Source organism: Kitasatospora sp. NPDC034533 (genome assembly GCF_055575155.1).
On record NZ_JBVITE010000049.1, the window covers coordinates 41,292 to 55,570 of the forward strand.

General features: G+C 75.9%; 11 protein-coding genes. 3 read left to right on the forward strand and 8 right to left on the reverse strand.

The features are described from left to right. Positions 1 to 171 precede the first annotated feature (171 nt). From ACZ55U_RS28080 to ACZ55U_RS28110, 7 genes are all read right to left on the reverse strand, one after another. Entirely contained in the window at positions 172 to 1,350 is a 1,179-nt protein-coding gene (locus ACZ55U_RS28080; protein ID WP_465530277.1) for an FHA domain-containing protein, read from the reverse strand. 73 nt (positions 1,351 to 1,423) lie between these two features. Next, positions 1,424 to 2,779 (reverse strand): vWA domain-containing protein, encoded by a 1,356-nt coding sequence (locus ACZ55U_RS28085; protein ID WP_465530279.1) that lies wholly within the window; start codon positions 2,777 to 2,779, stop codon positions 1,424 to 1,426. A gap of 109 nt (positions 2,780 to 2,888) precedes the next feature. Then, on the reverse strand, positions 2,889 to 4,271 hold the full coding sequence (locus tag ACZ55U_RS28090; RefSeq protein WP_465530281.1) for a protein phosphatase 2C domain-containing protein: 1,383 nt from the start codon (positions 4,269 to 4,271) through the stop codon (positions 2,889 to 2,891). 3 nt (positions 4,272 to 4,274) lie between these two features. Next, entirely contained in the window at positions 4,275 to 6,836 is a 2,562-nt protein-coding gene (locus ACZ55U_RS28095) for a serine/threonine-protein kinase (RefSeq protein ID WP_465530283.1), read from the reverse strand. A 5-nt stretch (positions 6,837 to 6,841) separates the two neighbouring features. Continuing rightward, positions 6,842 to 8,209 carry a hypothetical protein gene (locus ACZ55U_RS28100; protein WP_465530285.1) on the reverse strand — a complete coding sequence of 456 codons (1,368 nt, stop codon included), beginning with the start codon at positions 8,207 to 8,209 and terminating at the stop codon, positions 6,842 to 6,844. A gap of 233 nt (positions 8,210 to 8,442) precedes the next feature. Further along, a complete protein-coding gene (locus ACZ55U_RS28105) occupies positions 8,443 to 9,399 on the reverse strand; it encodes a glutamate ABC transporter substrate-binding protein (RefSeq protein ID WP_465530287.1) in 957 nt (318 codons plus the stop codon). A gap of 62 nt (positions 9,400 to 9,461) precedes the next feature. Continuing rightward, complete coding sequence (locus ACZ55U_RS28110; RefSeq protein ID WP_465530289.1) at positions 9,462 to 10,958, reverse strand: hypothetical protein; 1,497 nt, start codon at positions 10,956 to 10,958, stop codon at positions 9,462 to 9,464. Between the two features lie 317 nt (positions 10,959 to 11,275). Between ACZ55U_RS28110 and ACZ55U_RS28115 the strand changes: the two genes are divergently transcribed. Continuing rightward, the gene (locus ACZ55U_RS28115) at positions 11,276 to 11,851 is read left to right on the forward strand and encodes a nucleosidase (RefSeq protein ID WP_465530291.1); all 576 of its coding nucleotides are present in this window, start codon (positions 11,276 to 11,278) and stop codon (positions 11,849 to 11,851) included. A gap of 31 nt (positions 11,852 to 11,882) precedes the next feature. Continuing rightward, positions 11,883 to 12,416, forward strand: a complete 534-nt coding sequence (locus tag ACZ55U_RS28120; protein ID WP_465530293.1) for a DinB family protein — start codon at positions 11,883 to 11,885, stop codon at positions 12,414 to 12,416. Positions 12,417 to 12,572: 156 nt separating this feature from the next. Here the strand turns inward: ACZ55U_RS28120 and ACZ55U_RS28125 are convergent, their stop codons facing one another. Then, complete coding sequence (locus ACZ55U_RS28125) at positions 12,573 to 13,169, reverse strand: cysteine hydrolase family protein (protein ID WP_465530295.1); 597 nt, start codon at positions 13,167 to 13,169, stop codon at positions 12,573 to 12,575. Positions 13,170 to 13,250: 81 nt separating this feature from the next. Between ACZ55U_RS28125 and ACZ55U_RS28130 the strand changes: the two genes are divergently transcribed. Next, positions 13,251 to 14,243 (forward strand): GlxA family transcriptional regulator, encoded by a 993-nt coding sequence (locus ACZ55U_RS28130; RefSeq protein ID WP_465530331.1) that lies wholly within the window; start codon positions 13,251 to 13,253, stop codon positions 14,241 to 14,243. The last annotated feature ends 36 nt before the right edge of the window (positions 14,244 to 14,279 follow it).

The following is a 14,279-nucleotide window of genomic DNA, read 5'->3' on the forward strand; positions in this document are numbered from 1 at the left end:
GCGGACACTTTGAAGACGGGTCAAACAAAACCGGGCCGGGCGGATGTCGAATTCCGCCCGGCCCGGCCGGAGTTGTGGTGGACCACCGCTTCGGGAATTGCCCGACGGATGGTCAGTCAACGGTCAGTCGACGGCCGGTCGACGGTCGACGGCCGATCGATCGACGGGCCGTCAACCCCGGTGCACGGTGATGGTGGTCCAGGCGCCGATGTGGATCCGGTCGCCGTCGTTCAGCGGTACGGCGGTGTGCGGTGCGACCGGCTCCGAGCCGCCGTTGATGGTGGTGCCGTTGGTCGAGTCCTGGTCCACCAGCACCCAGCTGCCGTCCGCCTGTTCGGCGAGCAGCGCGTGCTGGTGCGAGGCGCCCGGGTCCTCCGGCGGGACGGACAGGTCGATCTCCGGTACGGTGCCGCGGTGCTGGCTGCGCCGCCCGATCCGCAGCTGGCCGCGGCCGGTCAGCGGGATGCGGCGCTCGGGGCAGTACGGCGGGAAGAACAGGCCGGCCGCCTCGGGGCCGCTGCGGGCCATCATGTCGGTGAAGTAGTCCCGGTCGGCCGAGACCACGGCGATCCAGGTGGTCCGCGCGGGCTCGGCGGGGGCGGGCTCATGGGGCTGCTGGGGGACGGGCGGGGCGAGGTTGAAGGAGGTGCCGAAGTCGCCGCCGCGGCTGTTCGGGCCGGGGCCGGCGGGGTGGGCGTACACCGGGCCGGAGTCCTCGCGCACCGAGGCGTCGGGGAAGGCGCCCTCCGGCGGCGGGTAGCCGTAGGTGTGCGGGTGCGCCGGGGCCTGCGCCTGCTGCGGGACGGCCGGGGCGACGGCCTGCGGGGCGGCCGGGGGCTGCCCGAACGGGGCCCGCTGCTGCGGGGTGCCGCCGTAGGCCGGCGGGATGTTCAGCGGCGGCGGCTGGGCCGGGCCGCCCTGGGACGCGCCGGCGCCGGGCCCCTGGCGGCGCGAGGGCGTGGAGAGCTCGTAGTCGTAGCCGCACTCCTCGCAGAACCGTCCGGTCTGCGGGCTGCGGCAGATCGGGCAGACGGACAGGCCCGCGGTGAGGCCCTGCGGAGCGGGCGGCGGGAAGGCCCCGGGAGGGGGCACGGCGCCCGGCGGGGGCAGCGGCGCCCCTGGCGGCGGGACGCTCCCCGGGGGCATCGGCGGCGGGGGCGGCGGCCCGCCGAAGGTCGCGCCGGCGTGCCCCGGGTGTGCGGTGGGCGTGCTGGGCGTGTGGTCGCCCCCGGGCGCTCCCGGGTAGCCTCCGTGCGCCCCCGGCGTGGGCACCGGCGGGGTCATCGGGAAGCCGCAGAAGTCGCACCAGTCCTCGGCCTGCGACTCGTGGCCCCTCGGGCAGATCGGCATCAGGTCCCCCTCGTTTCGGGCCGGCTCCGTGCGGCGTCGCGCCGGGGTGCCGGCCCGGTCACGTCTTCAGCGGTCACTTCTTCACACGTACCGTCTTGGTCGACCGGGTCTCAAGGGTCATCGAGTCGGCCTCGCTCACGTTCTTACGGAACCGAACCGTACCCTCCTTCGGGTCCACCACGTCCACCACCTTCTGGAGCAGCTTGTAGGTGCCCTCGTTCCCGGTCGCGTGGGCGATCCGGACGGCGGCGCCGAGCTTGGAGGTCGCGCGGTCGACGTCCCCGGCCCGGTGGGCCTCCAGGCCCTCCTGGATGGAGGAGGCGAGCTCGGCCTGCCCGGTGTAGTGGGCGACCTGGGGGCTGATCCGGGTGGAGTTGACCAGGTCGTCGGTCCAGACCGCCTTGACCAGGCCCTGGGTGAGCACCTCGGGGGTGCCGCCGGCGACCTGCACGGGCAGCACCAGGCTGACCCGGGCGGCCAGCATCTCGTTGCCGACCGCGGCGGCCGGCACCTCGACGCAGACGTGGTAGTCGCGGCTCTCGTCGCCCCAGGAGCCGGTGGGGTAGTCGCCGGCCCGGGGGCCCGCCTCGGTGCGGCGGGCGGTCAGGTCCTCGACCGCGGGGGCGACCTGCTTGACGAACCGGACGGTGGCGTTGGCCGGGGTCCAGATCCGCAGCGCGACGTCGGCGACCTGCTTGCCCATGGCGCCGGCCATCATCGAGCGGAAGTCCTCGGCCAGGCCGGAGGGTTCGGCGACGATGTCGGTGGTGCCGAGCAGCGCCGAGGAGATCTTGCGCAGCTCGTCGATCCGCCAGTCGGTGCCGACGCCGCGGCAGTCGGCGGTGAAGTGGCCGGTCACCCGCTCGACGGTGCGGGCCAGGTCCTCGGCCGACTCGTGCTCGTTGTTGCCGTCGGTGAGCAGGATCGCGTGCCGCAGGGCGATGTCGCGGCGGGTGAGGAAGAGCTGGTCGGCCTTGGCCAGCCAGGTGCCCATCGCGGTGCCGCCGGCCGCGGTGAGGCGGCGCAGCGCCTCCTTGGCCCGCTCGCGGGTGGCGGCGGAGGCGGTGGCGAGGGTGCCGTCGCCGGGGTAGATGTCGCGGGCCTCGTGGGTGCCGGCGACCACGGCGAAGGCGGTGCCGTCGCGCAGCGCGTCGATGGCGGCGGCGGTGGCCTCGCGGGCGCCGTTGATCTTGGTCTTGGGGTAGTCCATCGAGCCCGAGCAGTCCACCAGGATGACCACGGCCGCCGCCGTGTCCGTGCCCGCGGAGCCGGCGTCGGCGATGCCCAGCGGCCGGCCGCCGGAGGTGCCGCCGCCGGTCGCGGTGACGGTGACGATGGCGTTGACCTCGCGGGCACCGTCGGCCAGGTACTCGTTCTGGAAGATCTCCACGTTGAACCTGGGCAGGTTCGGCTTCGCCAGTGTTGCCATGGGGCGGTCGGCTCCCGTCGGGTGAGGGGGTGGACGTGCTCAGGACGGTGGGGCGGCCCGCCGGGCGGGCCGGCGGGCCGGGTCGCCGGAGCGTCCGGCGGGCGGTCGGTCAGGCCGTCGGCGGGTGCGGCGGCTGCGGCGGGACGGCCGGGGCGGCCGGTGGGGCGGCCGGCGGAGCGGACGGAACGGCCGGGGCGGTCGGCGGTGCGGCCGGAACGGACGGCGGTGCGGCCGGCGGAGCGGGGGCGACGGGTGCCGGGGGCACGGCCGGTGGTGCGGTCGGGGCCGGGGGCAGCGGGGCGGCGGGGGAGCCGATCACCGGGAGGTCCGGCAGGGTCGGCTCGTGGTCCTCGTCCTCCTCCGCGGCCGGGGCACCCGGCGTCGCGGTGACGATCGGCAGGTCCAGCGCGGTCGGGGTCTGCTCGGCCTCGTCGAGGGCGGCGGCCGGCGGGTCGATCGGCAGCACGGCCACGGTGATGTTGTCGTGGCCGCCGGCGGCGACCGCGAACTTCACCAGGGTCTGCGCGGTGGCGAGCGGCTCGGTGCGGGCGTCCTGGCGCACGTAGTACGCCAGGTCGGTGGCCGCCTCGGCGTAGTTCCACAGCCCGTCGGTGCAGATCAGCACCACCCCGGGGACGTGCGGGGTGAAGTCGAGGGTGTGCGGCACGACCTCCTCGGCGTCGGCGCCGAGCCAGCCGGTGATGGCGTGCGCGCGGGGGTCGGCGTAGGCCTCGGCCTCGCTCATCAGCCCGGCCTCGACCATCCGGGCCGCCCAGGAGTCGTCCTGGGTGAGCCGGAACGGCTCGGCGGCGGCGCGGTCGTCCGGGATCCAGTACGCGCGGGTGTCGCCGACCCACCCGATGGTGACCCGTCCGCCCGCGGCTATCGCGCTGACGTAGGTGCAGGCGGGCGCGTTGAGGTCGGGGCGGGCGGGGCCGGCCCCGTCGGTGGCGAGGTCGGCGACGGCCCGGGCGGCGTCGGCGATGGCCTGGCGCATCGCCTGGTTCGGGTCCCGGCCGGCCTCCAGGGAGGTCAGCAGCGACTCGGAGGCGGCGTCCACGGCGGTCTCCGAGGCCTCGTCCGGCCGGTCGGAGGAGGAGACGCCGTCGCACACCACGGCGACCACGACCGGCTCGCCGCCGGGCAGCGAGGTTGCGGCGACGGTGAAGGAGTCCTCGTTGCGGTGGTGGCGCACGCCGCGGTCGCTGACCCCGGCGACGCCCCCGAGGGACTTCTCCATGTGGTCGCGCGGGCGCGGCTGGGCACCGCCGCAGCCCTCGCAGTAGCCGTCCGGGGTGACCTGCGGCTGACCGCAGTGCACGCAGACCGGCCCGCGTGGCGACGGCACGCCCTCACCGCGGGCGGCGGCCCAGCTCGCCGGCATCGAGCCGGGGGCCGCCCGGCCGTCCCGGCCCGTCCCGCAGGAGCCGCAGTAGGCGTCCTCCGGGTCCATCGGCTCCGAACAGCTCGGGCACTCGGTCTGCTGCGGCATCTGCTACACCCACGTCCTGGGGCGGGCACGGTTGGCCCGCTCCACCATCTCGATCCTCGTCTCCGCCCGGTCGGCCAACCGGGCGAGTACCCGGTAGGACTGTTCCAGGGCGAAGCGCAGTTCCCGCTCCTGTGCGGGACGTCCCAGTACCACCAGATCGCCGGCCTGCCGGGCGCCGGCCGCTCCGGCGCCGAGCCAGCCGAGGGCCGCGCCGAGCACCTCGACGGAGAGCTCCTCGCGGCGGCGGTCGTCCAGCCGCAGCGCGGTCAGCTGCGCGGAGCTCGCGCCGAGGTCGGCGGCCAGCTCGTCGGTGGGCGGGCGCTCGCGCAGCCGGGCCCGGACGGCGGCGATCCGGGCGGCGGTGTACTGGTTGGAGGTGGCCGGGACGGACTCCAGGACGCGCACCGCGCCGGCCCGGTCCTCCTCCGTCAGCCGGACCCGGGCCAGCCCGAAGGCGGCGCTCAGGTAGGCGTGGTCGGTGGCCCACACGAGCCGGTAGAACTCGGCCGCGTCGCCCCGGTCGCCGAGCAGTTCGGCGCAGATGGCGAGGGCCAGCTTGGGGGCGGCCTCGCCGGGGAAGGCGTCGTAGACCGCGTCGAAGGCCTCGGCGGCGGCGGGGGCGTCGGCCCCGGCCAGCGCGACCAGTCCGCGGTACCAGACCACCCGCCAGTCGTCCGGGTGGTCGCGCTCCAGCCCGCCCAGGGCGTTCACGGCCGTGCCGTGGCGGCCGAGTTCGAGCAGGGCGCGCAGCTCGCGCAGCCGGCTCTCGACCGAGACGGCGGGGGCGCCGCCGAGCGCGACGAGCGCCTCCTCGGGGTCGGCGGCGAGCAGGGTGGCGAGGAAGCCCGCGTTGGGGTCGTCCGGGTCGACCCGGGGGACGGGCAGCGCCAGGGCGGCGGCGGCCGGGTCCAGCGGGGCCACCAGCAGCCGGCCGGACTGCTCGCTGGGCAGCACCAACTCGTTGTCCACGACGCGCAGTTCGGGGCCGAACAGGGTGGAGGGAGCCGGCCGGGGCCGGTCGTCCTGGACGGCGAGCACCTCCCGCAGCACGCCGGTCAGCTGGTCGGCCATCTCCTCGGCGGAGGCGAAGCGGCGGGCCGGGTCCGGGTCGGTGGCGCGGACCAGGAAGCGGTAGTACGACTCGTACCGGGCGAAGACCTCGACGTACTCGGGGCCGGGCAGCGAGTCGCGGTGGGTGGTGCTGTAGCCCTGGAAGTCGAAGGTGAGCACCGCGAGGGTGCGGGCCACGGTGTACAGGTCGGAGGCGACGGAGGGGCCGGCGGTGGCGATCTCCGGGGCCTGGTAGCCGATGGTGCCGTAGATCGGGCCCTCGTCGTCCGACCGGCGGACGGCGCCCATGTCTATGATCTTGAGCGTGTCGCCGCTCTGGATCACGTTGTCGATCTTGAAGTCGCAGTAGACCAGGCCCCGGTCGTGCAGGTAGCCCAGGGCCGGCAGCGCCTCCAGCGCGTACGCGATCGCCTGCTCGACGGGCAGCGGCGCGCGCCGGCCGTCCGGGGTGCGGCGCTCGTTGGCGATGTCCTTGAGCGACTTGCCGCCGACGTACTCCATCACGATGTAGCCGTCGGTGGAGCCGGTGCGCAGGTCCGGGTGCTCGGCGAAGTTGATGATCCGGACGATGTTCGGGTGGTCCACCTCGGCCAGGAAGCGCCGTTCGGCGACGGCCGCCGCGAGCGCGTCCTCGTCCCCGGTGTCCAGCAGGCCCTTGAGCACCACCCACTTGTCGTTGACCCGGCGGTCCACCGCCAGGTAGATCCAGCCGAGCCCGCCGTGCGCCAGGCAGCCCACCACCTCGTACTGCCCGCCGACGAGGTCGCCGCGCCGGAGCTTGGGCGTGAACGAGTACGGCGTGCCGCACTTGGTGCAGAAGCCGTCCGGGCGGCCCGGTCGGCCGTTCTTCTCCCGGCCGACCGCGGCGTCGCACTTGGAGCAGAACCGCTTGCGCTCGGGCACCTCGGGGTTCGCCAGCACCGCCCGGGCCGGGTCGGCCGCCTCGACGGTCGGCACGGTGACCAGGCCGGCGCCCAGGCGGTTGCGGGTGCCCGCGGTGCCGGTGCTCCGGGTGGAGCGCACCGAGAGCGAGCGGCCGCTGCCCGTGCGGGTCGAGCGGTGCGAGCGGGAGCGGCCGGACAGCGAGCGGGCCGAGCCGGTGCGGCCGGAGCCGCCCTGCCCGGTGTCGGGGGTCACCCGGGCGAAGGGGACGTACGGCTGGGTGAGGCCGGAGCCGCCGGTGTCTCCCGTGACGCCGGTGGCGGCGCTGTGGCCGGTGGGCGGGGTGCGGCCGGTGTCGCCGGTGGGCGGGGTGAGGCCGCACTCGTCGCAGTAGCCGTCCGGGTCGATGGTGCCGGAGCAGTCGCGCGGGCAGGGCGAGCCGGGGCCGGCGGCCTCCGGGGCGCCGGGCGCGGCGGTGGCCCCGGCCGCCCCGGAGGCCGCCGGCGTCGAGGTGGTCCGGCCCGCCGGGGCCAGCCCGCACTCGTCGCAGTAGCCGTCGGCGTCGATCCTGCCGCCACCGGAACACTCCGGCCGCTCGCACCTCTCGCCCATCACCCTCAGCCCCCCTGGACCCGTCCGTCGGCCGGCTCCTGGCCGGCCGCCTCCTGAACCCGCCCGCCCTCGGCCTCGGCCTGGGCCGGGCGCAGCGACTGCTGGAACCGGGCCACCGCGGCGGCCGCCGCCCGCAGGTCGCACGGCGCGCTCCACAGCAGCCAGCGCGCCTTCTCGTACCGCTCGATCACTTCCGGGTCCTCGGAGACCCGCAGCCGGGCCGCCATCGCCTTGTAGGCGTCCAGCCGGCCGCGCAGCTCGGCCCGGACGGCCAGCGGCTGGGTCACCTCGGTGAGCGACTCCCGGGCCCGGCCCAGCTCCTTGGCGGCGGCGTCCTCCAGCGCGTCCAGCAGCGGCGCCAGGCGCCCCCACTGCCCGGCCTGGCGCAGGTCCAGCGCGGCGACGATCCGTTCGCGCAGCGCCGAGGTGGGCCCGGGCACCGCGGGGACGTCGCTGGCCGCTATCTTCGCCAGCACCTCGCCGCGCGCCCGGCGGGCCTCGGCCAGCGTGGCGTCGGCCCGCTGGAGCAGGTCGCCGACGCCCTGGAGGCGCTCCTCGGCCTCGTCGCGCAGCCGCAGCAGGTCCTCCAGCTCCAGCCGCACGCCGTCCAGCGCCCGCCCGGCCCGGTCGAACCGCTCGGTGTCCACCACCCCGGCCGGGCCGGCGAAGGCCGAGCCCTCCGGGACGGTGCCGCGCTGGGCGGGCACCCGGGCCGGGCGCCACAGCGCCAGCGGGTCCGCGTGGACCTCGGTGCGCAGCTCGGAGAGGTCCTTCTCGATCCCGCCCAGGTCGTCGGCCAGCGGGTGGCCGCCGGCCCGGACGCCGAGCGAGGCGGCCAGGGTGCGCACCCGCTGGAGCTCGGCCAGCAGCAGGTCGATCCGGGCCGGCAGCGCCGACCAGACCGCGTCGGCGGCGCTGACCACTTCCAGCACGGTGGCGTACCAGGAGTTCATCCGGGCCATCAGCGCGTCCAGGCTGATCCGCTCGACCAGCCTGGCGGGCGCGCCGAGCAGCTGCGGGGCGTCCGGCACCGCGCCGCCCGGGACGGTCACCGCGTCGCCGGTCAGCAGTTCGCTCAGCTCGGCGAGCTCGGGCGCGCCGGGCTTGGCCTTGCGGGCGCGGACCGCGCGCGCCGAGGCCAGCGCCTCGGAGTAGCGGTCGAACAGCGCCCACAGCAGCGGCAGGCCCTTGCCGGCGACGGACCAGCGCTCCTGGGTGCGCCCGGACAGCTCGGCGCCGTCCAGCAGCCGCAGGCCCGGGTGGTCCTGGAGGGCGAGCAGCGCGGACTCGACCGCGTCCCGCTCCGCGCCGAGGCGGGCGAGCGCGCGGTCCACCTCCTCCCGGCTCAGTACCGGGCCAGCCGATGCCGCCACCGCCGTGTCCTTCCTTCCTCGCGTGCGATCCCGACCTGCCGGACGTGCCCGGCGCGCGGTCCCACGACAACCCCCCCGTCCACCACCGGTCTCCCCGTGGTGATCGTCCCGAACCCTAGCCGGTGGCCGTCCGGGCGGAGCGGGCGCGGGGCGTCAGAGCGCCGTCAACGCCCCGCTGACGGGCCGTGCGCTACCTCTCCCGCGCCCCTTCCGCCGCCACCGCCGGGCCGGGTTCAGCGGGTGCCCGGCCAGTAGCGGTCGGCCTCGTTGAGCATGTACGGCTTGAGCCAGCGGTCGTACGAACGGGCCCAGTCGCCGCGCGCGTAGTAGTCGGCGAGCACCTGGTTGACCCGGGCCGTCAGGTCGGTGCTGTCCTTCGGCATGGCGACGCCGACCACCTCCGGCTGGGCCTCGCCGTCCACGATCCGCACGGTCTGGTCCTGCGCCGCCTGACCGGCCGCCAGGCCGCTGTCGGTCATGGTGGCGTCGACCTTGCCGAGCTGCATCAGGACCAGGCAGTCCAGCTGGTTCTCCACCGTGACGATCTTCCGGGCGGTCTTCCTGTCCTTGACCACGTTCAGCGCGGTGGAGCCGTCGGCGGCGCAGACCGCCCTGTCCTTGATCGCATCGTCGACGTCCTTGGCCGGGGACGCCTTCGGCACCAGGACGCGCTGGCTCATGTTGAAGTACGGCTTGGAGAAGGCGACGTCCGCCATCCGCGCGCAGTTGATCGTCATGGTGCGGACGATCAGGTCGACCCGGCTCTTCTTGATGGCGTCGATCCGGTCGGCCGTGGCCACCGGCTTGAGGACCACCTTGTCCGGGTCGCCCATGACGGCCGCGCCGATCGCCCGGGCGAGGTCGATGTCGAAGCCCTCGATCTGGCCGGTGTTCGGGTTGCGGGCGCCCCAGCGGTAGCTGTTCTGGTCCACGCCGATCACCAGGCTGCGCTTGGCCTTGATGGCCCGCACGGCCGGGCCGTCCTCGGTGCTCGGCGGCACGCTCCTGTAGACGTCGCAGTTGTCGGCGGTGCCCTGCTGCTGCCGCTCCTGCTGCTCCAGCCGGACGGCGCCGGCCGCCGCGGGGGCGGCGCCGACCGGGCCGCCCCCGGCGAGCACCGCCGCGCCGGCCGCCAGCAGGGCCAGCGCGGCAGCGGGCCTGGTCCTTCTCGTGAGTCCTCTGTCGCGCATCGGCTCCTTCTCTCCCCCTCGGCCCGTCATCGGTACTCGGCCCGTCATCGGTATTCGGCCCGTCACCGGTACTCGGCCAGCCGCCGGCCCAGGCCGCGCAGCGCGGCGGCCGCGGCCGCCAGGCCGAGCAGGGCGGCGGCGACGGCGGCGGTGCGCAGGTCCCCGCCGGTGCCCTCGGCGGCCCGCTCGAAGCGGTCCTGTTCGATGTCGGCGGCCTGCGCGAGCGCCTTGTCGGTGGCGTTGAAGTAGGCGTCGGCGGTGTTCGCGTCGCCCTTGGCCGTCACGGTGGCGTCCAGGGCGCCCTGGTAGTCGGCGTCGTTCACCTCCAGGTCCCGGGCGGCGTCGTGGCGTTGGGTCCACTGCCGGAACTGCCGGCCGGCCTCGCGGACGCTCGGCCCGGCGGCCGCCGGTGCCTCCGAGAGGGCGCGCGTCAGCGAGCCGGTGGAGCGGTCCGCGTTCAGGCCCTCGACGGCCCGCGCCCACTGGTCCGCGTACTTGGTGGTCGAGCCGCGGGCGACGAAGTGCAGGTTCTCCGCCAGCCGGGCGTTCAGCACGCCCGCCCGGGCGGAGTTGAGCGCCCGCAGCGGTTGCGCGCCCTCGTCGGCGCTGCGGTAGAGCCCGGCGGTGGTGGCCAGTGCGGTGGCGGTCAGCCACAGGGCGCCGGCCAGTACGGCGGCGGTGGCGCCCAGCAGCCCGATGTTGAACACCCGGTTGGTGCGGCGGAACAGCCTCACCTGCACCCAGGCCAGCGCGCCCAGCGTGACCAGCGCCAGGCCGTACCCGGCCAAGGGCGGCGCCTGGGCCTCGGCGTAGTCGGCGGCCAGCTCCTGGTTCTCGGCGGCGGCCAGCTCGGCGGCGGCCGGCAGCAGCACGGTCTGCATCTGCTCGGAGGCGTACCGCAGATAGGCGCCGCCGAGCGGGATGCCCTGCCGGTTGTCGGCCCGCGCCGTCTCCACCAGCCCGACGTACACCGGGAGTTGCTGGTTCAGGCGGGCGAGCGAATCCTGCGCCGGGGAGGTCGCGGTGGTCCGGGCGGCGGCCTGGGCGATCAGCTTGGCGGCGGTGGCGATGTCCTGCTCGTAGCGGTTGCGGACCTCGTCGGGCTCGGCGCCGGCCAGCAGGAAGCCGCTCGCGGCGGTGGTGGCGGCGTCGGCCAGGCTGCGGTGGATCTCGGCGGCGTCCCGGCTGAGCGGCTGGCTGTCGGAGACCACCCGGTCGGCGGCCTGCGCCCTGGTCTCCAACTGCCAGGCGGTGAGCCCGCCGAAGGACACGGTGAGCACCGCGAGCACCACCGCGGCCAGTCGCAGCCGGCCGGGCGGCGTGCGGGTGGCCTGCGCGAGCCGGGCGCGCGCGCCGGTGGCGACGGCTGCCGGGGGGCGCTTCGCGGGCGCCCCGCCGGGTCTGGACGCCGGGGGAGCGCCGCGGGGCCGCACCAGCGGCGCCGGCGCCACGGTGGTCAGCGTCCCCGGCGCGCTCGGCGTGCCCGGCGCACCCGGCGGCTGGTTCGGCCCGGCCGGGAACGCGGCGCCGGACGCGCCGTTGCCTACTGGTGTTGCCACCCGCCTCATCCTCCCCTGGGGCCGGGCCCTCCCCGGGCCCGACCGATGGCAGCAGTATGGCCGTGACTCCCCCCGACCACACCTGACTTGCGCCGATCTTGAGCATGTCGTGCACTTCGGACGCCAGGTACCCCGCCCGCCCAGGTGTCCGTCGCGCCGTCCGTCCCGCCGTCCGCCTTGCCGCCCGTCCCGAGAGGTGGCGAACCGTCCGACGCGGGCCGCACCCTACGCGGTTCCCCGGCCGGGCGGAGCCCGGGGGTCCGGTCACGGGCGTGCGTTCCCGGGTGCGAGACCCCCTCGCTCCGTACGATGGAGGTATGCGCCTGCTTGGAACGATCTCGCCCGACCGCCCGCTGCTCGTCGTCGCCGTGCGCGAGGAGGCCGCCCACCTGGACGACCGCCTGCCGGTGCTGTTCACCGGGATCGGGAAGGTCAACGCCGCCGTCGCGCTGGCGACCCTGCTCGCGCAGGGCGAGAAGCCCTCCGAGGTGATCAACCTCGGCACGGCGGGCGCGCTGCGCCCCGGCTGGGAGGGCACCCACCACGTGGTCCAGGTGATCCAGCACGACCTCGACACCGCCACCCTGCACGCGCTCACCGGGCGTGAGTACGGCGCCCCGCTGGTGATCGGCAAGGGCGACGGCCCGGTGCTGGCCACCGGCGACCTGTTCGTCTCCGACGCCGCCGCCCGCGACCGGCTGGCCGAGCACGCCGACCTGGTGGACATGGAGGGCTACGCCGTCGCCACCGTCGCGCACCGGGCCGGGCTGCCGGTGCGGCTGGTCAAGCACGTCAGCGACGAGGCCGGCGACGGCGCGGGCCACACCTGGAAGGAATCGGTCGACGACTGCGCCCGGCACCTCGCGGACTGGGTGGCCTCCCAGGGCTGGTGACGGCTCTTCACCGCCCGGCTAGGGTGACGCGGTGACCGACACGAACCCCGGGCCGACCGCGCCCGCCGAGCGCTCCGACGTGCGCCCGCCGAGCCTGAACGCGGACGAGCCGACCACCCTGCTGTCCTTCCTCGACTACCTGCGCGCGGCGGTGATCGCCAAGCTCGACGGGGTCGGCGACGAGGACGCCCGGCGCCCCGGCGTCGCCTCCGGCACCAGCCTGCTCTGGCTGGTGCGGCACCTCGCCGTGGTCGAGGACAACTGGTTCACCTGGGCCTACCGGGGCGTGGGCGAGGGCGAGCCGTCGGAGGCGGACGAGCTGGTGTTGGACGGCACGACCGTGGCCGCCGAGGTGGCCGCCTACCGGGCGGCGATCGAGCGCTCCAACGCGGTGGCCGTCGCCGCCCCGGACCTGGACCGGCCGGGCGTGCGCTCGCTGCGCCCGGACGACACCGAGGGGCCGTCGCTGCGGTGGGTGCTGGTCCACATGATCGAGGAGACCGGGCGGCACGCCGGGCACGCGGACATCATCCGCGAGCAGCTCGACGGCGCGGTCGGGCGCTGAGCGGGGTGGGGGGCCAACGGCCCTCCCACCCCTCCGGCACCACCGCCCCGGAACCGCCCTGGCGCGGCTGCGCGGGCTCACGCCGGGCCTCAGCGCCTCGTAGGCCCTGCTCGACGCGGAACAGGGCGAGGAGGGGCCGGGGGCACGAGCCGCTGTTCAGCCTTTCGCGGCCGTGAGCACCTGCTCGGTCGTCACCACCTTGGCGAAGCGGTTCGCGTGCAGGTTCGTCGCCGTGGCGCGGGCGAGGTCGGCGGCGGGGACGGTGACGCCGTCCGGGCCGGTCGCGTCGAAGGAGTGGGTGGCGTCGATGGGGAAGATCGTGTCGTAGCCGAGGTTGCCGGCCATCCGGGCGGTGGTCTCGCAGCACACGTTGGTGATGATCCCGGAGACGACCACCTGCCGGGCGCCGCGCGCCTGGAGCCAGTCGTGCAGGTCGGGGGTGCCGTAGAAGGCGCTGTTGACGCTCTTGGTGACGTGCAGCGCCGGGGTGATCGCGGCGACGAAGTCCTTCAGCGCGAAGCCCGGGGTGCCCTCGGCCAGGGGGCCGGCCTTGGAGGCGTGCTGGACGGTGACGACCGGGCGGCCGGTGGCCTGCCAGGCGTCGATCAGCTCGGCCATCCGCCGCTCGGCGAGCGGATTGTCGCGGGGGCCCCAGAAGCCGGCGTCGTCGAAGCCCTTCTGGACGTCGATGAGCAGCAGGACGGCGTCGGGGTCGAGGGTGAGCGGGGCGTCGAAGGCGTCGGTGTTCGTCATGCCGTCCATCGTGGTCCGCCGTGCCGGGGAGGCGTGATGGGCAGGAATGCCGCCCATCGATAGATTTCCGCCATGCGAACCGTGGGTTGTTTGATCTTCGACGGTGTCCGGGCCTTCGACTACGCGGTGATCGGCGAGGTGTGGGCGGACCGGACCTCCCGGCCCGGCCTGCCCGCCTTCGACCTGCGGGTCTGCGGGCCGGAAGGCGCCCGGGTGCGGCTCGGCGGCGGGCTGGAGCGGGTGCCCGACCACGGGCTCGCGGCGCTGGCCGACTGCGACCTGGTGATGGTGCCCGGCATCGAGGACCCGGACGCCCGGCGCGACCCGGAGATCCTGGACGCGCTGCGGAACGTCGTCGCCGCCGGCGTCCCGGTCGCCTCGCTCTGCGCGGGCGCCTTCGTGCTCGGCGAGGCCGGACTGCTCGACGGCCGCGCGGCCACCACCCACTGGGCGCTCGCCCCCGAACTCGCCCGCCGCTTCCCGGCGGTGACGGTCCGGCCCGAGGTGCTCTTCACCGGCGGCGACGGCCGGTGGACCTCGGCCGGCGTCGCGGCGGGCATCGACCTCTGCCTCCACCTCGTCCGCACCGCCCACGGCCAGCAGGCCGCCGCGGCCATCGCCCGCTCCATGGTGACCGCCCCCTTCCGGGCGGGCGGCCAGGCCCAGTTCATCCCGTCCCCCGTGCCGGAGGCCGCCGGCGACGGTGCCGACGGCGCCGAGGACGATCCGCTGGCCCGGCTCCGGGCGGAGGTGCTGGCCTCCCTCGACAGCCCGTGGACGGTGCGCCGGATGGCCGCCGCCGCCCTGATGTCCGAGCGCACCTTCGCCCGCCGGTTCACCGCCGCCACCGGCGCCACTCCGATGCGCTGGCTCCTCGACCAGCGGGTGCTCACCGCCCAGCGGCTGCTGGAGGAGACGGACCTGCCCGTCGACACCGTTGCCACCCGCAGCGGCTTCGCCTCGGCGGTCTCGCTGCGACCGGTCTTCACGGACCGGGTGGGCGTCGCGCCGAGGGAGTACCGGCGGACGTTCCGGGGGCGTTCCGGCGGTGGGGAGGAGGACGGCCCGCGGTAGTCGGCCCTCGCCCGGCGGTTCCTCCGTGCCGGAACC

Bases quoted from the DNA above. Each gene is read 5' to 3' on its own strand.
- ACZ55U_RS28080 (WP_465530277.1), bottom strand. From the start codon at position 1,350: ATGCCGATCTGCCCGAGGGGCCACGAGTCGCAGGCCGAGGACTGGTGC.
- ACZ55U_RS28085 (WP_465530279.1), bottom strand. From the start codon at position 2,779: ATGGCAACACTGGCGAAGCCGAACCTGCCCAGGTTCAACGTGGAGATC.
- ACZ55U_RS28090 (WP_465530281.1), bottom strand. From the start codon at position 4,271: ATGCCGCAGCAGACCGAGTGCCCGAGCTGTTCGGAGCCGATGGACCCG.
- ACZ55U_RS28095 (WP_465530283.1), bottom strand. From the start codon at position 6,836: ATGGGCGAGAGGTGCGAGCGGCCGGAGTGTTCCGGTGGCGGCAGGATC.
- ACZ55U_RS28105 (WP_465530287.1), bottom strand. From the start codon at position 9,399: ATGCGCGACAGAGGACTCACGAGAAGGACCAGGCCCGCTGCCGCGCTG.
- ACZ55U_RS28115 (WP_465530291.1), top strand. From the start codon at position 11,276: ATGCGCCTGCTTGGAACGATCTCGCCCGACCGCCCGCTGCTCGTCGTC.
- ACZ55U_RS28125 (WP_465530295.1), bottom strand. From the start codon at position 13,169: ATGACGAACACCGACGCCTTCGACGCCCCGCTCACCCTCGACCCCGAC.